Here is an 18,777-nt window from a genome sequence, read left to right on the forward strand (position 1 = left end):
CGCGCAGGCGCAGATACAGTCCACGTGTGACCGAATACCAGACGATTACGCTCGAGCAGTCCGGCCCGATCGCGCGGCTCACGCTCAATCGGCCCGATGCCGCAAACGGCATGAACGACATCATGACTCGCGAGCTGGCCGACGCAGCCGCCCGCTGTGACACCCCCGCGACGAAGGTCGTCGTGCTGACGGGCTCGGGCCGATTCTTCAGCGCGGGAGGCGATCTCAAGTCCTTTGCGACGGCGCCCAGCCGGGGCAGCCACATCAAGGCCGTCGCCGACAGCCTGCACCGCGCGATCGGGCCGGACTGCTCGAGCGTAATCGTCTGGTATTCGGTCACACGTGGACTGTATCTGCGCCTGCGCGCCTGTCGTCGCACGTGGTCCCATTCCTGCGTTCACCTCGGTATGGCACTCTGAGCTTCCCCGGCGTATCCACGACGAAGGTGCATATGGCTGCCAGCAAAGCGAAGACATCCCGGCATACCGAGATCGAGCGGAAGTTCGACGTGATCGACTCGACGGTCTCGCCGTCATTCGAGGGGCTCTCGGCAGTGGCGCGGGTGGATCGGGCGCCGGTGCAGCGACTGGATGCCGTCTATTTCGACACACCGAACCACGACCTTGCCGCCCACCACGTGACACTGCGCAGGCGGACCGGCGGCACGGACGCGGGCTGGCATCTCAAACTGCCGGCCGGCCCCGATACCCGAACCGAGGTGCGGGCCCCGCTCGGCGACGCCGACGACGAGGCGGTGCCCGACGATCTCAAGGACATCGTGCTCGCCATCGTCCGAAACCGTCCGCTGGCGCCGGTAGCCAAGATCTCGACGTACCGGACTGTCACCGTCCTGTATGACGCGGACGGTTCGCCTCTCGCCGAGTTCAGTGACGATCAGGTGACGGCCTCAGCCGTTGAGGGCGAGCAGCAGCAGTGGCGCGAGTGGGAGCTGGAACTGGCCGAAGGCGCTGATGCCTCCGACGGTCTGTTGGATCGGCTATCGAACCGCCTGCAGGATGCCGGTGGCGTGCCCGCCGGGCACGGCTCGAAGCTTGCCCGCGTGCTGGCCAGCGATAACGACGAGGCGACGCAGCCACCGGACGATCCGATCCACCGGGCAGTGGCCGAGCAGATCGACGAGCTGATCGAGTGGGACCGCGCGGTGCGGGCGGACGTCGATGACTCGGTGCATCAGATGCGGGTGACGACCCGCAAGATTCGCAGCCTGTTGCAGTCCTCGGAGGAGGCTTTCGGCATTTCGGACGACGCGTGGGTGCTCGACGAATTGCGCCAGCTCGCAGCAGTGCTCGGCGTGGCCCGTGACGCCGAGGTGCTGGCCCAGCGCTACGAGGAGGCCCTCAACGAGTTACCCGGGGAACTCGTGCGGGGCCCGGTACGGAAGCGGTTGATCGAGGGCGCGAAGCGCCGCTACAAGTCGGGTCTGCGGCGATCGCTCATCGCAATGCGTTCAGAGCGGTACTTCCGGCTGCTGGATGCGCTCGACGGGCTGGTCGCGGCTGAACCGGTGCAAACGACCGACGACGGCGAGTCGAAGACCGCGACCGTCGGCTCGGCATACAAGCGTGTGCGCAAAGCCGCCAAGAACGCAGCCGACGCCGCCGAAACCGACCGCGATGAAGCGCTGCACCGAATCCGCAAGGGCGCCAAGCGCCTTCGCTATACCGCGGCCGCAACGGGCGCCGACAAGGTCTCCGACCGGGCGAAGAGCATTCAGAGCCTGCTGGGTGACCACCAGGACAGCGTCGTCAGCCGCACTCATCTGGTTCAGCAGGCTGAAGCCGCTCACGCAGCCGGGGAGGACACCTTCACCTACGGCCTGCTGTATGCCCGCGAGGACGCGGTGGCCCGCGACGCGCGTGGGCGACTGGACAAGGCGCTGAAGAAGCTGGACAAGTCGGTGCGCAAGGCCCGCTAACGCGAGGCGGGCGAACGAGTTGGCCTGTAAGCCGGATTCTGTTATCTGGGCGTTTGCAGCGTTGGCTCCGTTGTGTATTCGCAGGTCAGATTGTTGACTTTGTTGGTCGCCGACGGCTGTTGTCGAACCTACTGCGGACGATCCGCGGACGGGCGGGCGCTCCGCCGGGCCTGTCGCACGGGCCGGGCAAATCCCCAGGCTCGATGGGCCGAATTGCCCCCCGCGGCCTCCGACCAAAATTGTGGTTGGGAGTCGACCACTTCCTGTCACAAGAGAGGGAGTCCGTATATGGCTGACTTCGGGATCAACGACGGCGCGGGCTACCCTGTCTGAGTTTTTGCGAGCAGTCTCGCCATCAGCCGCCCGCTTTCATAAAGACTTTCATGAGTTGTGGTGTCAATTCGTCCACGAAAGAACCGGGTACTGGGAAGCGATTGGCAATTTCGAATTCATGGCTGATGTGCGCTTCCGTATATTCGCCAACAGCTTCCGGAAGTTCCACGGCTCGAATGGTGTAACCACGAAGGCTGCCCCAATCTAACTCGACACTCCCTGATGATCCCGGTCGATAGCCTTCTCTAGGTCGCGCCCCAACGGCGACGAGGTCTATTGGACCCGTGAACGATTGGGTGCGGTGGTCGGACTCGAGTGGTGACTTCTGGGATCTGTTCCTCGCCGGCTGCTACTGGTGGAGGCTGAGTTTGATCTGACCCCTCGTCTGGCGATTGCTGATGTAGATCTCATCCAAGCCCCGTTCATTGCTGTGGCCTTTCACGGTCCATGTCAGTGAACGCGGGCCGTCGAGTGCGCCTGCAGCGAAATTGATGATGCCGGGGCTCTCAAGGGTGATCGGCTCGGGCGGTATGAGCGTCGCCATGCAGCAGAGGCTATCCCAGCGGTCGTCGATCAGCCGGTAGGGCTAGCAGGCAAACGGCTGACCAGTCGGCCGCAGTGATCGCGTAATCCGGATGCAACTCGTAGCCCGCGATTTCGCGCTTAATGATCGGCCTTCAAGCCCCTTCACGCTGAACGGTTCTTCTTTAAGACATGGTGAGGGTGTAACCGTTCCGGTTCGTGAACGTGATGCCGTCCACGGTCCAGATGCCATTCGAATCAAGCCACTTGTCCCCTGCCCAGTGGAACTCGTCAGGTCCCTTGTTGGTAACCCACGCGAAGCAGGCCGGGCCGCAGTCCAGCGCCACCCCCACGTGCCATACCGTCCCGTCCTGTTCGGTGACCGTGTGCGATCCGGGCGTGACGGGAACGGGCGGCGGGTCATCGGCCAGCGCGGGGGCGGCTAGCGCGATCGAGCTTGCGGTGAGTGCCAGCGCTGCCGCCAATGTCTTCTTCATAATTTCCCTCCCGTTGGTAGCTGCCTGCCAAGTCGATGATTAACGCTGTGGCAGCTAATTAGCCCCCCTCAACGCAAGGTAGCGCGCTGGGCAGCATGATCACAGCTACTTCTCGGGCATTACTCTCGCAGTACTTGCATAAGCAAAAGCAGCGAACATTTCACCAGCAAGAAAAGGGTTCGCGGCCTCATAACTTGGTGGGACGCAGGTACCACTTTCGAACCTTTTGTTCATTCCCAGCCACTCACAGAAAGAGTTTGAACGCCGATTCCAAGAAGCTGGGTCCGTTGTTGAGCTACGGGTTCTAGGCTTCCAATGAAGCAGCAGGTGGCGAATGGACCACTTCCTCGGCCTCGATCAAGTCTTGGGATTGGTACATGAAGAATTGAGTGGCACCGCACACGTTCGGACGAGTTGGCACCGGCCACGGTCGGAGTGGTCCACGGCCTCGTTTCCACGGTGATGAAGTCGGCGATCCGCGATCCGCGATCGGCGGATCGCGTCGAACCCTTGCGACGGAACGAAATTGCCGAAGGTCCAGCGCCCGCAAATTGTGCCACTCACGACCGAGCAGGTGTCCGCGGTTCGCGCAGAACTGCCGCCGGAGCTACAGGTGCTCGTCACATTGGCCGCGGGAACCGGGATGCGCCAGGGCGAATGCTTCGGGCTGACGGTCGACCGCGTTCGGTTCCTCGAGCGGACCGCGATGGTGGACCGGCAGCTCGTCACGGTGCAAGGCGAAGCGCCGACCCTGGGACCACCCGAGACGAGGGCGAGCAATCGGACGATCCCGCTCCCCCAGGTCGTTGTCGACGCGCTCGCGGCGCACCTAGCGGCGTTTCCTGCCGAGCCGGACGGCCTGGTGTTCAAACTGGCGAGCAAGCCGATCACCCGGCAGGCCTTCGGCCACAAGTGGCGTCCAGCAGTCGAGGCCGCGGGACTTCCGGCCGGGACAGGCTTCAACGCGCTTCGCCACTACTACGCAAGCCTGCTCATCCGGCACGGCGAGAGCGTGAAAACAGTTCAGGCGCGCGTCGGTCACGCAAGCGCAGTCGAGACGCTGGACACCTACAGCCACCTGTGGCCGGATTCTGACGACCGGACGCGCGACGCCATCGACTCCGTGCTCCGGAATAACTGCGGACGCACTGCGGACGACCTCCACCCAGACGAGCTAAACATGCAGTTCAGAGAGTTAGCGCGAACGAGTTGGCCTATAAGCCGGATTCTGTTCCTCACCGCCGCGAACTACCACGGCGATGAGGCGGCGACCATCCATCTGGGCACACCGTCACCGGGTGCCTCGAGCGGCCTACCCGCAGGCTCGGGCGAGCAACCCTCGAGCGCCTGCGCAGCCGCACCAGGTGCGACCTCTTGGCCTTGCTTCGGGTGGGGTTTGCCTAGCCATCCCGGTCACCCGGAATGCTGGTGCGCGCTTACCGCACCGTTTCACCCTTACCACCGTTGGTGGCGGTCTGTTTTCTGTGGCACTTTCCCGCGAGTCACCTCGGATTGCCGTTAGCAATCACCCTGCTCTGTGAAGTCCGGACTTTCCTCGGACCCTCGGGTCCGCGGCCGCCCAGCCAACTCGTTCGCCCGTACATAATATTCCTGTGGCGCAGGTTGTTCCGGCCCGTTATCTGCAACGGGCCAAGGATCTGGTCGATTCGCGCTATGCCGAGACGATCACCGTCGATGATCTGGCGGCCGCCGCGGGTCTGTCGCGGGCACATTTCAGCCGGATGTTCACTCGGACATTCGGCGAGTCGCCGCGCTCCTACCTGCAGACTCGGCGACTGGAGCGGGCTGCGGCGCTGCTGCGCTACACCGACCGATCGGTGGCCGACATCTGTGTGATGGTGGGCCTGCAGAGCGTCGGGTCGTTCACGACGAGCTTTGCCCGGGTGTACGGCCTGACGCCGGCCGCCTATCGGGCCAGCATGCCGCCGGCGCTGATGCATGCCCGGGTGCCGAGTTGCATCCTGGCGCGCGATACCCGGCCACTACCCGACAGTCGGGTCAAGACAGCACACGGGGAGAAGACGAGCGCCGACCGCCGACCGTAGCGTCGGGTCCATGATGAGAATCGGCAGCGCCCACCTATGGGTCCATGATCAAGAAGTCGCCTTGAAGTTCTGGACCGAGAAGGTCGGCATGGAGGTGCGTGAAGATGTCTCCTTCCCCGAGGAGATGGGCGACTTCCGCTGGCTGACCGTCGGCCCGCCGGGCCAGGACGACGTCAACCTGGTGCTGATGGCGGTGCCGGGTGAGCCCGTGATGGATGAGGCCACCCGCAAGCAGGTGCTGGATCTCACCGCAAAGGGCTTCGCGGGCACCGTCTTTCTGGTGACCGACGACATCGACAAGTCGTACCGGGAGATGACGGCACGCGGCGTGGAGTTCAACGAGCCGCCCAATCAGATGCCCTACGGCATCGACTCGGGTTTCCGCGACCCCTCCGGCAACAGTGTCCGCCTCACGCAGTTGGCGGAGAACTGGCCAAACACTTAGGCGGGCGCCTCCGCGCCCGCGGCTTCTCGCATTTCGGCGAAAGCCGCGGCGAAGGCGTCGGTCAGGTCGTGAGGATCCCGCAGCGTGGCGTCGTCGGTGAGAACCGCGATACTCAACTGGTCGACGTAACTCCAGACGGTGATGTTCAGCGGGGCGCCCGCGGCGATAGGCCCAACCGAGTAGAACTCCGTCACCACGGCGCCCGCGACGCTTCCCTGTTTGCGTGGCCCCGGCACGTTGGAGACGATCAGGTTGAACAGTCGGTTGGGCGCTTCGCGCCGCGACATCAATCCGAATACCAGTCGGGTCATCGCGTGAGGTATGAACTCCAACCACTGGCCGACGAGGGTCGGACCGAGCAGTTCGTGGTCTTCCTTCGCGATGCGTGTCGATGTCCGTATCAGGTCCAGCCGCTGTACCGGGTCAGCAATCTGAACGGGCAGCGAGACGAGCATTGTGGCCAAGGCATTGCCGGCGATCCGGTCCGGCGACGTGTCGGTAGACGCGGGGACCGACGCAATCAGCGGCTGGTCGGTGTGGTCGCCGTAGAGCAGCAGCAGGCGCCTCAGCGCGCCCGCGGCGGTGGCAAGCACCACGTCGTTGACCGTCGCGTCGAGCTTTTTGCTGATCGCTTTGACGTCCCCGAATGGCAGCGCGGCGCTGGCGAACATCCGTCCCGGCGCCACCTTGTGGTTGAAGAACGTGGGCGGCGGGTTGAACTGGGCCGCCAGCTGGGGGTGGCGGCGACGTTGTCGTATCCGGCGCTGCAGCCGGTAGGCGCCGCCCACACCGGCGCGCACCGCCGACGGGAGGTTCCGCATCCGCGTGACGTGGTCGCGCGCAGCGAATGTAACCACTTCACGTGTGGTCGGCGGCCGCGTCGTCTCGGTGTGCTGCTGCGGGGGCGCATCGTCGGGCCAATCGACGGTGCGCGCCATCAGATTTGCCGACGCAACACCGTCGGCGAGAACATGGTGCACCTTGCCGATCACCGCGATCTGGTCATCTGCGAGCCCCTCGGCGTAGTAGAACTGCCACAACGGACGGCGGCGATCCACCGCCGTACTGGCGATGTCGCCGATCACCGCATCGAGTTGCCGACGACCGCCGGGCGCGGGCACCTGTACCCGTTTGAGGTGGTAGTCCAGGTCGAGTTCGGCGTTCTCCCGCCAGATCGGGCGATGTAATCGCCACGGCACCGAAGCCAACTGATACCTCAGCGGTTCAAGCACCGGCAGCCGCGAGCGGAACACCTCGCGGAACGCCTCGAACGACGGCGTGCCCTCGAACGCGCTGGTGTCGACGACAGCCACCTTCAAGGTGTGCTGGTGCACGTTCGGCGTTTCGCTGGCCAGCATCAGGACGTCCCAGCCGCTGAGTCGCTTCACCTTCGACTACCTGGCCGACCGCTCCTGGTGCTGCGCGCGGGGAAGTCGCTGATGCACTGATCGAAGCGCCCGCCGCAGCCCCGGTACGAACGCGGCAGGCTGCAGCGTGCACCCGGCGTGGCCGGCCTCGACAGGCACCATCTCGGCGTCGGGGATCTGCTCGGCCAACCACTGCTGGCGTCGAACGCCGAAGGCGCGATCCTTCATGGTGACGACCACCGCGGTGGGCACATCGATCTGTCCGACCCAGGGAGTCGAGTCGAACCGGACGACTTCGGCGATCGCTCGGCTGATGCCGCCGGGAGACGTGGCGCGCAGTTGGCCAATCACCCACCGGTGATCAGAGAGCCACCCGTCGGTGACAGCCGAGGCCGGTCCGCAGGGCCGTGGCGCGGGACTGAGGGTTTCCATCAGCGCCGCGAAGAGTCCCGTGGCGACCCGCTCGTAGCGGGCGCGGCTGACCGCTGCTGCCGCAGCGCAGAGCACCAGTCCGTCGACCCGGTCCCGGTGGCGTCTCCAAACCAATTGTGCGACAAGCGATCCCATCGAGTAACCTACCGGCACGAAGCTCGGGATGTCGAGGGCGTCTGCCAATGCGGCGACGTCGTCGGCGCAGTCCTCGAGCAGCATTCTCGGCGGTGAGATGCCCTGTCCATGGCAGCGCTGGTCGAACACGACGACACGGCCGAACTCGCGCACGACATCCAGTGCCGGATACCACGTCATCAATCCTGTGCACGCCAGCGAGTGCAGCAGCACGAAGGTCGGGCCGTTGCAGGGCCCGCTGTCGACGACATAGGTGCTCCCGCGCCCGGGCAGGTCGACGACGACGCCGGCGGGAATGCGGGCGGCGGAAGCCAACGCGGGCACCTGCGGTAACCGCGGCATCGGGAGGCGCATCCCAGGCCACAAGCTGTCGATGCGCTATTACAGCATGTCGGGCCGATTACGCTCGGGCGTTATCGCACAGAGGATCAGAATGAGGTTCCACTGATCTCACGCGCTGCTGCTTCCCGTCGTCTACACAGTGGAGAGGATGCCTGATGACGACATGGCAGAAGCGGGTGGATTCCGCCGACTGGGACGCGGTCACCGCCGAGCTGGACGAGTTCGGCGGTGCGCTGCTCCCCCAGCTGGTCACCAAGGCCGAGGCGGCGACGTTGCGCTCCCTTTACACCGATGACCGACGTTTCCGCGCCACAATCGACATGAGCCGCTACCGGTTCGGCGAAGGCGAGTACCGCTATTTCGACCGGCCGTACCCCAAGCCGATCGACGAGCTTAAGCACGCGCTCTACCCGCGGCTGTTACCCATCGCCAGGCAGTGGTGGGCCAACCTGGGCCGCGACGCGCCGTGGCCCGACGACCTCGACGACTGGCTCGCCATGTGCCACACCGCAGGGCAGACCAGGTCAACCGCCATCCTGCTGAAGTACGGACCCGGCGACTGGAACGCCCTGCACCGAGACCTCTACGGGGAGTTGGTCTTCCCGTTGCAGGTGGTGATCAACCTGTCCGAGCCCGGCATCGATCACACCGGCGGCGAATTTCTCTTGCTGGAGCAACGGGCGCGAGCGCAGTCACGCGGCACCGCCACGCTGCTCCCCCACTGTCACGGTTTCGTCTTCACCACCCGGGAGCGGCCGGTGGAGTCAGCTCGTGGATGGTCGGCTGCGCCTGTGCGCCACGGGGTTTCGGCAGTGCGCTCCGGCGAGCGCTTCACCCTTGGCCTCGTCTTCCACGACGCGTCATGAGTGCTCGCGCCGCCGCACCAGGATGACGTTGTCCATCCAGGGCCATTGCTCACCGCCCGGACCGACAGCGTGCCGCTCAACGGAATCGGCCCGGATGCACTCGAATTCGTCACGGTCCAGGTTCAGCGCCGCGACCACCTCGTCGCTGCTGGGGAACTCGTGATGGTGGTCGAGCTTCGACGGCCACGGGGGTGCCGAACCGTGGTCGACGATCACCAGAAGTCCACCGGGCCGCAGCGCGGCGAGCGCGTTCGTCAGCGCCTTCTTCCTGTCGAGATACACCGTGGAATGCAGGAACTGGGCCGACACCAAGTCGAAGGTGCCGTCGGGAAAGTCGTCAGAGAGGTCCATCTGGACAAGCTCGATGCGGCCCTCAACTCCGCGCGAAATCGCCGCCTCCCTGGCCCGACCCAACGCGGTGTCGGAGATGTCGACCGCAACAACGCTCCAACCCCGCTCCGCGAGCCACACGGCGTCGCCGCCCTCCCCGCAGCCGAGGTCGAGCGCACGCCCGGGCGCCAGATCGCCCACCACATCGGCGAGTTGGACGTTGACGCGGCCGCTCCAGATCCGGTCGCGCGCTCCATAGTGCTCTTCCCAGTGCGCTTTCGTCTCGCTCATGCAGCCCAGCTTGCCGCGCCGCCGCTGATCTGCCAATCTGATTTGCTATGCAGGCAAACCAGGCGGCTGAGGACGACGTCGACCTGCGGGTTCGCCGAAGGCTCCGCGAGCTGCGGGTGGGCCGCGGCCTGACCCTGGAAGACGTGGCCCGCAGCGCCGGCATCGATGTCTCCACGCTCAGCAGGCTCGAGTCGGGCAAGCGTCGACTTGCCCTCGACCATCTGCCCCGCCTCGCCGAAGCGCTGGCCGTGAGCACAGACGAACTGCTGCGCGCGCCCGAGCCAGCCGACCCGCGGGTGCGGGGCAGCTCGCACACCCATGACGACATCACCTACTGGCCGCTCACCCGGCATGCGGCGGCTGGCGGGCTGCAGGCGTACAAGGTCCGGATCGCCGCCAAGCGCCGAAAACCACCGCCAGACTTACCTGTTCACGAGGGACAGGACTGGACATATGTGCTGTCTGGGAGGATGCGTCTCATCCTCGGCGAGCGCGATTTCGTCATCGAGGCCGGCGAAGCCGTCGAATTCAGCACGTGGACGCCGCACTGGTTCGGCGCGGTGGACGGTCCGGTCGAGGCCATCGTGATCTTCGGCGTGCACGGCGAACGCCTGCACCTGCACGAATGATCACAGATACGACGTGTCGTTTACCAGTCGCACGGATGACGCTCCGTCGGGGTAGAACTCGGCAATCGACAGCGACGCAAGGTCGAGGTGCAGCCGGTAGAGAATACCGGGCCCGGCATCCAACGCCAGCCGAAGCAACGTCTTGATCGGCGTCACGTGCGACACCACGAGCACCGTCTCACCCGAATATTCGGCGATGATCCGACCACGCACCCGCTGCACTCGTTCTGCCACGCTGTCGAAGCTCTCACCGCCGGGCGGACGGATGCTGGTGTCCCCCAGCCAACGTCGGTGCAGCTGCGGGTCGCGTTCCGCCGCCTCCATGAACGTCAGACCTTCCCACTCGCCGAAGTCCGTCTCGATCAGATCGTCGTCGACGGTGACGTCGAGGCTCAGCGCCTTGGCGGCCCGGGCAGCTGTGTCGTATGCCCGCTGCAACGGTGAGGTGATGACTGCAGCGACTCCCCCGCGCTGCCCGAGATAGTGCGCGGCGGCGTCGGCCTGCTGCTGGCCGAGGTCGGTCAGCGCTGGGTTACCACGGCCGGAATACCGCCGCTGAATGGACAATTCGGTCTGCCCGTGCCGCAACAGGAGGAACCGAGTCGGCACACCGCGGGCGCCGGTCCAACCGACCGGTGCGGGCGGCGCCGGCTGCGGCTCCAACTGGGCGGCCGCATCCATCGCCTCGTTGGCCAGCCGGTCGGCGTGCGAGTTCTGATCCCGCGGAATCCACGTGTACGTGACGTGTTGAAACGCCGACGCGGCCGACATCGCCTGTGCCATGAGCGTCTTCAGCTCGGCGTTCTTTACCTGCCACCGGCCCGACATCTGCTCGACGACCAGCTTGGAATCCATCCGCACGTCTACTTCGGTGGCCCCGACCTTTGCGGCTTCCTCGAGGCCGGCGATCAGGCCACGGTATTCGGCGACGTTGTTGGTGGCATGGCCGATCGCCTGCTTGCTCTCGGCGAGCACCGTTCCCCGATCGGCTGTCCACACCACCGACCCGTAGCCCGCTGGCCCGGGGTTACCGCGAGAGCCGCCGTCGGCCTCGACGATGACCCTCACGGGCTACCATCCTTGACCCGCAAGAGGATTGCGCCGCATTCCGGACAGCGCAGCACCTCGTCGTCCGCGGCGGCGGTGATTCTGGCGATCTCCCCGCGATCGATCTCGATGCGGCACGCGCCACACCGGCGGCCCTGCAACCGGCCCGCGCCGGCACCACCGCGCGCCCGCTGACGCTCGTAAAGCGACACCAGATCGGCGTCCAGCGCTGCGGTCAGTTCGTCACGGCGCGAAAGGTTTTGGTGCCGGCTCTGCTCGACGGCCGCCAGCGCTTCGTCACGGGCCCGCTGCGCTTCGGCCAGCTCGCCTTCAAGCGCATCGATGGCGGTCAATTCGTCGGTCTGCTGGCGCTGCAAGTCTTCGCGACGCTCCATGACGTCGAGCAGCGAGTCCTCGAGGCTCGCCTGTCGACGTTCCAACGTCTCGAGCTCATGCTGAAGGTCTGCCAGCTGCTTGGCGTTGATGGCACCTGCCTCGAGCAGCTTGCGGTCCCGGTCCTCCCGCCCGCGCACCGCCTCGATCTCGGACTCGAATTTCGCGATCTGGGCATCGAGGTCCTCAAGCGCCAGACGCAACGCCGCGAGCCGGTCGTTGGCCTCGCGGTGGTCGGCCTGCGCCTTCTCGAAGCGCTCCTGCTCGGGCAGATGGCGAGAGCGATGTTCGATCCGACTCAGCTCGGCGTCGAGGTCGGCGAGTTCGAGCAGCGAACGTTGTTGGATGACTTCAGCTTTCATGAACCATTTCTCTCGATGTTCCACGGATCGGTGCGGACGGCAGATACCCGCACCGGCAGCGAATCCCCGAAGTGATCACGGAGCACGCCGGCCGCCTGATGGCACCAGGGGTATTCGCTCGCCCAGTGTGCGACGTCGATCAGCGCAACGTCGGAGCGTCTGCGGTGTTCGTCGGCCGGGTGGTGACGCAGGTCTGCCGTGACATAGGCGTTGACGCCGGCACCCGCGACGACGTCCAGCAGTGAATCTCCGGCGCCACCGCAGACCGCCACCCGCGAAATCTGGGCGTCGTCCTCACCAGACGCGCGTATCCCCCACGAGGTGGCGGGCAGCGCGTCGTGTACGCGCGAGACGAAGCCGGCCAATGTCTGCGGCTCCGAAAGGGTTCCGATACGGCCCAGCCCGACGTCGGCGGGCACCGGCGCCATCGCGAGTATGTCGAACGCGGGCTCCTCGTAGGGGTGCGCATGGCGCAGCGCCGCGAGGACGTGGCCGCGCAACCGGGCAGGCGCGATCATCTCGATCCGGTCCTCTGCCACCCGTTCAACCGACCCGACTCTGCCGATCGCCGGTGACGCGCCTTCCTGAGGCAGGAACTGCCCGGTTCCACCGACACTCCAGCTGCAGTGTGAGTAGTCGCCGATGTGCCCGGCGCCGGCGCCGAACATCGCCTCACGGACCACGTCGGCGTTCTCGGTGGGGACGTAGACGACCCACTTGTCGTTGTCGGGGCCGCCGGGCGCGGGAGCGAGTACCTCCTGCACCGTCACGCCCAGCGCGTCGGCGAGGGCATCGGAGACGCCGGGCGCGGCGGAGTCGGCATTGGTGTGAGCGGTGAACAACGCCCGTCCACCGCGGATCATCCGGTGCAGCAGGGCGCCCTTGGGGGTGCTCGCGGCCACGGTGTCGACACCGCGCAGCAGCAGCGGGTGATGTGCCAGCAGCAGACCGCGCTCCGGCACCTCGTCGACGACGGCTGCGGTGGCGTCAACCGCGACCGTCACCGACTCGACGACGTCGCCGGGATCACCGCAGACCAGACCGACCGAGTCCCAGTCCTGCGCCAGTGCGGGTGGGTAGGCGGCGTCGAGAACGTCGATGATGTCGGACAAGCGCGTGCTCATGGGAGCACGGTCACCTGTGTTGGACTTGCCACATCACGACCTTAGTGGGCCGTCGGAGACAATGGACGCGTGACGACCCTGGATGACACGGCGGCGGCGAACAGCGCACGCGAGGAGCAAAAAGAGCTGCGCCCGCAGCTGGTGATCTTCGATCTTGACGGCACCCTCACCGACTCGGCGGAGGGCATCGTGTCCAGCTTTCGTCACGCCCTCGGCGAAGTCGGCGCCGAGGTGCCCCACGGCGACCTGGCCAGCCGCATCGTCGGCCCGCCGATGCACCACACCCTGCGCGCCATGGGGCTCGACGAGGCCGACACGGCGATCGCCGCCTACCGCGCCGACTACACGACGCGCGGGTGGGCGATGAACAGCCTGTTCGATGGCATTCCGCAGCTCCTCGATGACCTGCGCGAGGCGGGGGTGCGGCTGGCCGTGGCGACGTCGAAGGCCGAGCCGACGGCCCGCAGAATTCTCGAGCACTTCGGCCTCGACGCATATTTCGAGGTCATCGCGGGCGCCAGCGTCGACGGTGTCCGCGCCACCAAGGCCGATGTGATGGCGCACGCGCTGGCTCAGCTCGACTCGCTGCCAGAGCGGGTCGTAATGGTCGGCGATCGTGCCCACGACGTCGAGGGCGCGGCCGCGCACGGCATCGCGACGGTCGTGGTCGAGTGGGGCTACGGGCGCGCCGACTTCGACGGCCCTGCCGCGGTCACGCCCGCGGCACGGGTGGCGACGGTCGAGGACCTTCGCGAGGTGCTGGGTGTCTGAGCCTCTGCACGTCACATTCATCTGCTCGGGCAACATCTGCCGGTCCCCGATGGCGGAGAAGATGTTCGCCCACCAGATCCGCGAGCGCGGCCTGGCCGACGCGGTCCGAGTGACCAGCGCTGGCACCGGAGACTGGCACGCCGGCGAGGGCGCCGACAACCGGGCCAACCGCGTGCTGCGTGCCCACGGCTACCCCACCGAGCATCGGGCCCGGCGGATCAACGAGGACCACCTGTCGGCCGACCTGCTGGTCGCGCTCGGCCGAAACCATGAGCGGATCCTGCGCGACATGGGCATACCACCTACCCGACTGCGAATGCTGCGTTCGTTCGACCCGAAGTCGGGTGCCCACCCGCTCGACGTCGACGATCCCTACTACGGCACCCAGGAGGACTTCGAGGACGTCTTCGGTGTGATCGAGGCGGCGCTGCCCGGTTTGCACCAATGGGTGGACGAACAGCTCGTCGAGCGTGGGATCGCCAGCTGATGAAGCGGTGGTCGTTCCTGCTTCGGCCGGGCTGGCTCGCATTGTTCGTCGTCGTGGTTGCGTTCGCCTACCTGTGCTTCACCGTCCTCGCCCCGTGGCAGCTCGGTAAGAACACCAGGACATCACGCGAGAACGCGCAGATATCGCGGTCATTGACTGCGGAGCCTGTGCCGCTGACAAGTGTTCTGCCGCACCAGGATTCGTCGGCATCCGACCAGCAGTGGCAACGAGTGACGGCGACCGGGCATTACCTGCCCGACCGGCAAGTCCTGGCGCGGCTGCGGGTGATCGAGGGAGATCCCGCGTTCGAGGTGCTGGTGCCGTTCGTCATTGATGACGGGCCGACGGTTCTGGTCGACCGCGGCTACGTGAAACCCGAAGAGGGCTCGAAGGTTCCGGCCATTGCGCCGGCGCCCGAAGGAAGGGTGACGATCATCGCGCGGCTGCGCGATTCCGAGACGGCGCCGCCAGACAAGGCGCCGTTCCGCCAGGACGGCGTGCAGCAGGTGTACGCGATCGACACCGTCCAGGTCTCCGGGCTTCTCGGCGTTCCGTTGGCCGGGTCCTACCTGCAGTTGGTCGACAATCAGCCGGGCGGGCTCGGCGTGGTTCCGCTGCCACACCTCGACGCCGGGCCGTTCTTGTCCTACGGCATTCAGTGGATCGCGTTCGGCATCATCGCCCCGATCGGGCTGGGCTACTTCATCGTTTCGGAAATCAAGGCGCGACGCCGGGAAGCGGCCGTTCGGCCTGCAACCGGTCCGCTGACCACCGAAGAGAAACTCGCCGACCGCTACGGCAAGCGCCGCTGACCACCACCGTCGCCGCCACCGCACCCACCAACTGAACAGCCCGCGAAAGCCGCACGGCCCGAATCAGATCCACCACCTGGGGCGCGGGGCCGTCACCGAGGGCGGGCCGGATCTCCAGCTGGTGCGCGTACTGTGTCGGGCCGCCGAGTCGAACGCCAAGAGCACCCGCGAACGACGCCTCGGCCACGCCGGCATTCGGGCTCGGATGCCTCGCTGCGTCGCGCCGCCACGCCCGCACCGCCCGCCACGGCGAGCCCCCGACGACGGGTGCGCACACCACCACCAGCGCACCGGTTACGCGGGCGGCGACGAAGTTGAGCAGATCGTCCAATCGCGCTGCGGCCCAACCGAATCGCAGATACCGCGGTGACCGATGGCCGATCATCGCGTCGAGCGTGTTGGCCCCGCGGTAGACCAACACCCCGGGCACCCCGCCAACGGCGACCCACACAAGGGGCGCCACCTGCGCGTCAGAGGTGTTCTCGGCGACGGACTCCAGGGCCGCGCGGCTGAGCCCATCAACGTCGAGCACGGAAGGATCGCGGCCACACAACGACGGCAGCAGAGCGCGCGCCGCAACGACGTCGGGGCGCGCCAGCAGACCGGCGATCTGCGCGCCGGTGCGGGCCAGCGAGGTACCGCCGAGCGACACGAACGTCGCCGCGGCCGTCAGTGCGGCCGTCCACACGGGCCCTCGGCGGGCTGCCGCCCGGTCAGCCGCGACCCCCACCGTCGCCAGCACACTGAGCAGCGCGCCGGTATGCAGTGCGCCCGCCAGCCGGTCATCGGCATAGGTGAACCGTTCGAGGCGGGCGGCGGTCGCGCCGAACAACGCCACGGGGTGTGCACGCCGAGGGTCGCCGAACGTCAGGTCGGCCAGGTATCCGACCGCGATACCGGCCGCGCGCCCCAGACACATCCGCGCAAACACGCTGCGAGCGTCTCACAAGGTGGTGTACTCGAATCATGAGGCTGGGGCCCCCGCAGCGGCCGACCCGTGTGGTCGATCTGATCAACCCTGCGGCGCTACTGGCGCCCGCCGCCAACGTGATCATGCAGTTGTCGTTGCCGGGAGTCGGATACGGCGTGTTGGAGAGCCCGGTGGACAGCGGCAACGTCTACCTGCACCCCTTCAAGCGGGCCCGCACCACCGGCACTTATCTCGCCGCGGCGACGCTCGGCACGGACGCCGACCGCGCCCTGATCCGGGCTGCGGTGGACAAGGTGCACGCTCAAGTGCGGTCGAGGAAGTCAAGTCCGCTGTCTTACAACGCATTAGACCCGCGGCTGCAGCTGTGGGTGGCGGCGTGTCTGTACCGGTACTACATCGATCAGCACGAATTCCTCTACGGCCCACTCGGCGACGAGGCGGCTGACGCGATCTATCAGGACGCCAGGAAGCTGGGCACCACGCTGCAGGTCCGCGACGACATGTGGCCACCCGACCGCGTCGCGTTCGACGAGTTCTGGAAGCGCACGCTGGACGAGTTGGCCATCGATCCTCCGGTGCGCGAGCACCTGCACGGTGTGGCCGCGATGGTGTTTCTTCCTGCCCCGCTTCGCCTGCTGGCCGGCCGGTTCAATCTGTTCGCCACCAAAGGTTTTCTGCCGCCTGAGTTTCGCGCGCTCATGAAGATGTCGTGGTCTGCGGCGCAACAGCGGCAGTTCGACCGGCTACTGGTATTGCTTCGGGTCGTCGACCACGTCGTCCCGCGCGAGGTGTGGCTGCTCGGCTACCGGATGTATCTGTGGGACATGCGTGCTCGGGCACGCCGAGGAAAGCGGGTCGTATGACGAGGGTCAACCATGTCGCGGTCACGGTGCGTGACGTCGATGCCAGCGCGCCCTGGTATCAGGCGCTGTTCGGCACCGACCCGGTGCTCGACGAGCACACCGACGCCGGCTTCCGGCATGTGGTGTGGGCGTTTGACGACGGCACCCTGTTCGGCATTCACCAGCATGACCGCACGATCGAAGACGGACGCTTCTCCGAATTCCGCGCCGGGCTCGACCATGTCGGCTTCGGCTGCGCCGACCGCGCGGAGCTCCAGACATGGCTCGACAAGCTCAACTCACTGGGGATCGAGCACGGCGGCATCGTCGACGCCCACTACGGGTCTGGGCTGAGCTTCCGCGACCCCGACGGCATCGCGCTGGAGTTCTTTGCGCCGCCCGGCGGCTAGCCACCTACCCTTGCCCGTGTGCACGAGCATGCCTTCAGCGACGAGGAGCGCCGCGCGGTCTACCGGGTGATCGCCGAGCGGCGCGACATGCGCCGATTCATCCCCCGTTCGACGGTTTCCGACGAAGTGCTGGCACGGTTGCTGGGCGCCGCGCACGCCGCACCGAGCGTCGGGCTGATGCAGCCGTGGCGGTTCATCCGCATCACCGACGACACGCTGCGCACGCGCATCCACCGGCTCGTCGACGAGGAACGAGACCGCACCGCCGCGGCGCTGGGTCCGCGGGCCGAGGAGTTTCTGGCGCTGAAGGTCGAGGGCATCCTCGAATGCGCCGAGTTGTTCGTCGTCGCCTTGTGCGACAACCGGGAAGCTCATACCTTCGGGCGCCGCACCCTGCCCCAGATGGACCTGGCGTCGGTGTCGTGCGCAATTCAGAACCTGTGGCTGGCCGCGCGCGCCGAGGGGCTCGGCATGGGGTGGGTCTCGCTGTTCGAGCCCCGCGAGTTGGCCGAGCTGCTGGGAATGCCGGCCGATGCCGACCCGGTGGCGGTGCTGTGCCTTGGCCCGGTGCCGGAATTCCCACCGCGGCCGATGCTCGAGATCGATCAGTGGGCGGTCGGGCGACCGTTGGCGGAGTTCGTCAGCGAGAACGCCTGGCTCAGCGGGTCATCGGACGACCCGGTAGCGCAGGTGGGCTACGCCCGGGGCTTCGAGCACCCGGACTAGCTCGAGAGTGGGCTGGCCCGCGTCGAACCCGTCGAACAGGGGCTCGCCCGACCCGAGTATCACCGGGCTGATCTGAAGATCGATCTCGTCGACCACGCCCGCTGCGATCGCCTGCCGCGCGCATGAGGCTCCTCCGGCGATCGATATGTCGCGGTCACCGGCGGCCGCTGTCGCCAGGGCGTAGGCCGACTCGATGCCGTCGGTGACGAAGTGGAAGGTGGTCCCACCGGCCATCTCGATCGGGTCGTGCGGATAGTGCGTCAGGACGAACACCGGACAGTGGTAGGGAGGCTCGTCGCCCCACCAACCCTTCCAACCCGAGTCCCCCCAGTCGCCACGGATGGGCCCAAACATGTTGCGGCCCATGATTGTTGCGCCCATGCCGTCCATCATGTCCGAGACCACCTGCCGGTTGACCGGGTGATCCTTGGCGGGGCCCAAGTGCCACGCGTGAAGCGCCTCACCGCCCACACCCAGCGGATGCTCCTCGCATTGGCAGGGCCCGGCGACATAGCCGTCGGCAGAGATCGACATCGAGAGATTGGTTCTGGTCACGGGAAGGCAGACCGGGACGGCCCGCAAAAGTCATCGGTGGGCGCGGACGGTATCGAACCGCCGACCGCTGGTGTGTAAAACCAGAGCTCTACCACTGAGCTACGCGCCCGTGCCGGTGCAGGCTAC

Annotated in this window: 22 protein-coding genes, 1 tRNA gene, 1 other RNA gene and 2 pseudogenes; 13 read left to right on the top strand and 13 right to left on the bottom strand. The window is 66.6% G+C overall.

Annotated elements, in window-relative coordinates; translation table 11 throughout:
* Positions 1-26 precede the first annotated feature (26 nt).
* Both A5651_RS15215 and A5651_RS15220 read left to right on the top strand, forming a co-directional pair.
* Positions 27-299: pseudogene (locus A5651_RS15215) on the top strand (enoyl-CoA hydratase/isomerase family protein); the annotation flags it as partial.
* A gap of 152 nt (positions 300-451) precedes the next feature.
* Positions 452-1,936 (top strand): CYTH and CHAD domain-containing protein, encoded by a 1,485-nt coding sequence (locus tag A5651_RS15220; protein ID WP_066982217.1) that lies wholly within the window; start codon positions 452-454, stop codon positions 1,934-1,936.
* A gap of 355 nt (positions 1,937-2,291) precedes the next feature.
* Here the strand turns inward: A5651_RS15220 and A5651_RS25435 are convergent, their stop codons facing one another.
* The 3 genes from A5651_RS25435 to A5651_RS15230 form a co-directional block, all read right to left on the bottom strand.
* A complete protein-coding gene (locus tag A5651_RS25435; RefSeq protein WP_156662945.1) occupies positions 2,292-2,438 on the bottom strand; it encodes a hypothetical protein in 147 nt (48 codons plus the stop codon).
* A 180-nt stretch (positions 2,439-2,618) separates the two neighbouring features.
* On the bottom strand, positions 2,619-2,813 hold the full coding sequence (locus A5651_RS15225; protein WP_066982220.1) for a hypothetical protein: 195 nt from the start codon (positions 2,811-2,813) through the stop codon (positions 2,619-2,621).
* A gap of 163 nt (positions 2,814-2,976) precedes the next feature.
* A complete protein-coding gene (locus tag A5651_RS15230; protein WP_066982222.1) occupies positions 2,977-3,288 on the bottom strand; it encodes a hypothetical protein in 312 nt (103 codons plus the stop codon).
* A gap of 613 nt (positions 3,289-3,901) precedes the next feature.
* Here A5651_RS15230 and A5651_RS26025 point away from each other — a divergent pair.
* Positions 3,902-4,309, top strand: a pseudogene (locus A5651_RS26025) (site-specific integrase); the annotation flags it as partial.
* A 180-nt stretch (positions 4,310-4,489) separates the two neighbouring features.
* Here the strand turns inward: A5651_RS26025 and rnpB are convergent.
* An RNA gene (gene rnpB, locus A5651_RS15235) (RNase P RNA component class A) lies at positions 4,490-4,879 on the bottom strand.
* 22 nt (positions 4,880-4,901) lie between these two features.
* Between rnpB and A5651_RS15240 the strand changes: the two genes are divergently transcribed.
* Positions 4,902-5,354 carry a helix-turn-helix transcriptional regulator gene (locus tag A5651_RS15240; protein WP_066982224.1) on the top strand — a complete coding sequence of 151 codons (453 nt, stop codon included), beginning with the start codon at positions 4,902-4,904 and terminating at the stop codon, positions 5,352-5,354.
* A 10-nt stretch (positions 5,355-5,364) separates the two neighbouring features.
* Positions 5,365-5,799 carry a VOC family protein gene (locus A5651_RS15245; RefSeq protein WP_066982230.1) on the top strand — a complete coding sequence of 145 codons (435 nt, stop codon included), beginning with the start codon at positions 5,365-5,367 and terminating at the stop codon, positions 5,797-5,799.
* Here the strand turns inward: A5651_RS15245 and A5651_RS15250 are convergent.
* Both A5651_RS15250 and A5651_RS15255 read right to left on the bottom strand, forming a co-directional pair.
* Positions 5,796-7,187, bottom strand: coding sequence for a wax ester/triacylglycerol synthase family O-acyltransferase (locus A5651_RS15250; protein ID WP_066982232.1), 1,392 nt, complete (start codon positions 7,185-7,187; stop codon positions 5,796-5,798). The genes A5651_RS15245 and A5651_RS15250 overlap by 4 nt on opposite strands.
* Positions 7,188-7,193: 6 nt before the next feature.
* Positions 7,194-8,087, bottom strand: coding sequence for an alpha/beta fold hydrolase (locus A5651_RS15255; RefSeq protein ID WP_231988697.1), 894 nt, complete (start codon positions 8,085-8,087; stop codon positions 7,194-7,196).
* A 143-nt stretch (positions 8,088-8,230) separates the two neighbouring features.
* Here A5651_RS15255 and A5651_RS15260 point away from each other — a divergent pair, with 143 nt between their 5' ends.
* Entirely contained in the window at positions 8,231-8,941 is a 711-nt protein-coding gene (locus A5651_RS15260; RefSeq protein ID WP_066982239.1) for a 2OG-Fe(II) oxygenase, read from the top strand.
* Here A5651_RS15260 and A5651_RS15265 read toward each other — a convergent pair.
* On the bottom strand, positions 8,936-9,562 hold the full coding sequence (locus A5651_RS15265) for a bifunctional 2-polyprenyl-6-hydroxyphenol methylase/3-demethylubiquinol 3-O-methyltransferase UbiG (protein WP_066982242.1): 627 nt from the start codon (positions 9,560-9,562) through the stop codon (positions 8,936-8,938). The genes A5651_RS15260 and A5651_RS15265 overlap by 6 nt on opposite strands.
* Before the next feature lie 47 nt (positions 9,563-9,609).
* Here A5651_RS15265 and A5651_RS15270 point away from each other — a divergent pair, with 47 nt between their 5' ends.
* Positions 9,610-10,191 (top strand): helix-turn-helix domain-containing protein, encoded by a 582-nt coding sequence (locus tag A5651_RS15270; RefSeq protein ID WP_066982244.1) that lies wholly within the window; start codon positions 9,610-9,612, stop codon positions 10,189-10,191.
* Here A5651_RS15270 and A5651_RS15275 read toward each other — a convergent pair whose 3' ends face one another.
* Genes A5651_RS15275 through A5651_RS15285 form a run of 3 tightly spaced genes read right to left on the bottom strand, consistent with a single transcriptional unit; the run spans position 10,192 to position 13,117 of the window.
* Positions 10,192-11,259, bottom strand: coding sequence for a bifunctional RNase H/acid phosphatase (locus tag A5651_RS15275; RefSeq protein WP_066982246.1), 1,068 nt, complete (start codon positions 11,257-11,259; stop codon positions 10,192-10,194).
* Entirely contained in the window at positions 11,256-11,993 is a 738-nt protein-coding gene (locus A5651_RS15280) for a zinc ribbon domain-containing protein (RefSeq protein WP_066982248.1), read from the bottom strand. Before A5651_RS15280 ends, A5651_RS15275 begins: the two co-directional genes overlap by 4 nt.
* Positions 11,990-13,117, bottom strand: a complete 1,128-nt coding sequence (locus A5651_RS15285) for a Nif3-like dinuclear metal center hexameric protein (RefSeq protein WP_066982250.1) — start codon at positions 13,115-13,117, stop codon at positions 11,990-11,992. Before A5651_RS15285 ends, A5651_RS15280 begins: the two co-directional genes overlap by 4 nt.
* A 78-nt stretch (positions 13,118-13,195) precedes the next feature.
* Here A5651_RS15285 and A5651_RS15290 point away from each other — a divergent pair, with 78 nt between their 5' ends.
* Genes A5651_RS15290 through A5651_RS15300 form a run of 3 tightly spaced genes read left to right on the top strand, consistent with a single transcriptional unit; the run spans position 13,196 to position 15,187 of the window.
* Positions 13,196-13,888 (top strand): HAD-IA family hydrolase, encoded by a 693-nt coding sequence (locus A5651_RS15290; RefSeq protein WP_066982494.1) that lies wholly within the window; start codon positions 13,196-13,198, stop codon positions 13,886-13,888.
* On the top strand, positions 13,881-14,375 hold the full coding sequence (locus tag A5651_RS15295; protein WP_066982252.1) for a low molecular weight protein-tyrosine-phosphatase: 495 nt from the start codon (positions 13,881-13,883) through the stop codon (positions 14,373-14,375). The genes A5651_RS15290 and A5651_RS15295 overlap by 8 nt, the downstream gene beginning before the upstream one ends.
* Positions 14,375-15,187 (top strand): SURF1 family protein, encoded by an 813-nt coding sequence (locus tag A5651_RS15300; protein WP_066982256.1) that lies wholly within the window; start codon positions 14,375-14,377, stop codon positions 15,185-15,187. Before A5651_RS15295 ends, A5651_RS15300 begins: the two co-directional genes overlap by 1 nt.
* On the opposite strand, the gene A5651_RS15305 is transcribed toward A5651_RS15300, so the two are convergent.
* A complete protein-coding gene (locus A5651_RS15305) occupies positions 15,093-16,106 on the bottom strand; it encodes a cobalamin biosynthesis protein (protein WP_066982497.1) in 1,014 nt (337 codons plus the stop codon). The two genes, A5651_RS15300 and A5651_RS15305, sit on opposite strands and share 95 nt — an antisense overlap.
* A gap of 47 nt (positions 16,107-16,153) precedes the next feature.
* Between A5651_RS15305 and A5651_RS15310 the strand changes: the two genes are divergently transcribed.
* Genes A5651_RS15310 through bluB form a run of 3 tightly spaced genes read left to right on the top strand, consistent with a single transcriptional unit; the run spans position 16,154 to position 18,096 of the window.
* A complete protein-coding gene (locus tag A5651_RS15310) occupies positions 16,154-16,981 on the top strand; it encodes an oxygenase MpaB family protein (protein WP_066982259.1) in 828 nt (275 codons plus the stop codon).
* Positions 16,978-17,370, top strand: a complete 393-nt coding sequence (locus tag A5651_RS15315) for a VOC family protein (RefSeq protein ID WP_066982262.1) — start codon at positions 16,978-16,980, stop codon at positions 17,368-17,370. The genes A5651_RS15310 and A5651_RS15315 overlap by 4 nt, the downstream gene beginning before the upstream one ends.
* An 18-nt stretch (positions 17,371-17,388) precedes the next feature.
* Complete coding sequence (gene bluB / locus A5651_RS15320; RefSeq protein ID WP_066982265.1) at positions 17,389-18,096, top strand: 5,6-dimethylbenzimidazole synthase; 708 nt, start codon at positions 17,389-17,391, stop codon at positions 18,094-18,096.
* Here bluB and A5651_RS15325 read toward each other — a convergent pair.
* Positions 18,037-18,651, bottom strand: a complete 615-nt coding sequence (locus tag A5651_RS15325; RefSeq protein WP_066982268.1) for a dihydrofolate reductase family protein — start codon at positions 18,649-18,651, stop codon at positions 18,037-18,039. The genes bluB and A5651_RS15325 overlap by 60 nt on opposite strands.
* A 37-nt stretch (positions 18,652-18,688) precedes the next feature.
* A tRNA-Val gene (locus A5651_RS15330) sits at positions 18,689-18,760 on the bottom strand.
* Positions 18,761-18,777: the final 17 nt, after the last annotated feature.

Origin of the sequence: Mycobacterium sp. 1274761.0 (assembly GCF_001668615.1) — a bacterium.
Taxonomy (GTDB): domain Bacteria; phylum Actinomycetota; class Actinomycetes; order Mycobacteriales; family Mycobacteriaceae; genus Mycobacterium.

Coding starts and splice junctions, on each gene's coding strand:
- A5651_RS15220 (WP_066982217.1), top strand. CDS start 452: ATGGCTGCCAGCAAAGCGAAGACATCCCGGCATACCGAGATCGAGCGG.
- A5651_RS15225 (WP_066982220.1), bottom strand. CDS start 2,813: ATGGCGACGCTCATACCGCCCGAGCCGATCACCCTTGAGAGCCCCGGC.
- A5651_RS15230 (WP_066982222.1), bottom strand. CDS start 3,288: ATGAAGAAGACATTGGCGGCAGCGCTGGCACTCACCGCAAGCTCGATC.
- A5651_RS15245 (WP_066982230.1), top strand. CDS start 5,365: ATGATGAGAATCGGCAGCGCCCACCTATGGGTCCATGATCAAGAAGTC.
- A5651_RS15255 (WP_231988697.1), bottom strand. CDS start 8,087: ATGCGCCTCCCGATGCCGCGGTTACCGCAGGTGCCCGCGTTGGCTTCC.
- A5651_RS15260 (WP_066982239.1), top strand. CDS start 8,231: ATGACGACATGGCAGAAGCGGGTGGATTCCGCCGACTGGGACGCGGTC.
- A5651_RS15265 (WP_066982242.1), bottom strand. CDS start 9,562: ATGAGCGAGACGAAAGCGCACTGGGAAGAGCACTATGGAGCGCGCGAC.
- A5651_RS15270 (WP_066982244.1), top strand. CDS start 9,610: ATGCAGGCAAACCAGGCGGCTGAGGACGACGTCGACCTGCGGGTTCGC.
- A5651_RS15280 (WP_066982248.1), bottom strand. CDS start 11,993: ATGAAAGCTGAAGTCATCCAACAACGTTCGCTGCTCGAACTCGCCGAC.
- A5651_RS15285 (WP_066982250.1), bottom strand. CDS start 13,117: ATGAGCACGCGCTTGTCCGACATCATCGACGTTCTCGACGCCGCCTAC.
- A5651_RS15300 (WP_066982256.1), top strand. CDS start 14,375: ATGAAGCGGTGGTCGTTCCTGCTTCGGCCGGGCTGGCTCGCATTGTTC.
- A5651_RS15305 (WP_066982497.1), bottom strand. CDS start 16,106: ATGTGTCTGGGGCGCGCGGCCGGTATCGCGGTCGGATACCTGGCCGAC.
- A5651_RS15310 (WP_066982259.1), top strand. CDS start 16,154: ATGAGGCTGGGGCCCCCGCAGCGGCCGACCCGTGTGGTCGATCTGATC.
- A5651_RS15315 (WP_066982262.1), top strand. CDS start 16,978: ATGACGAGGGTCAACCATGTCGCGGTCACGGTGCGTGACGTCGATGCC.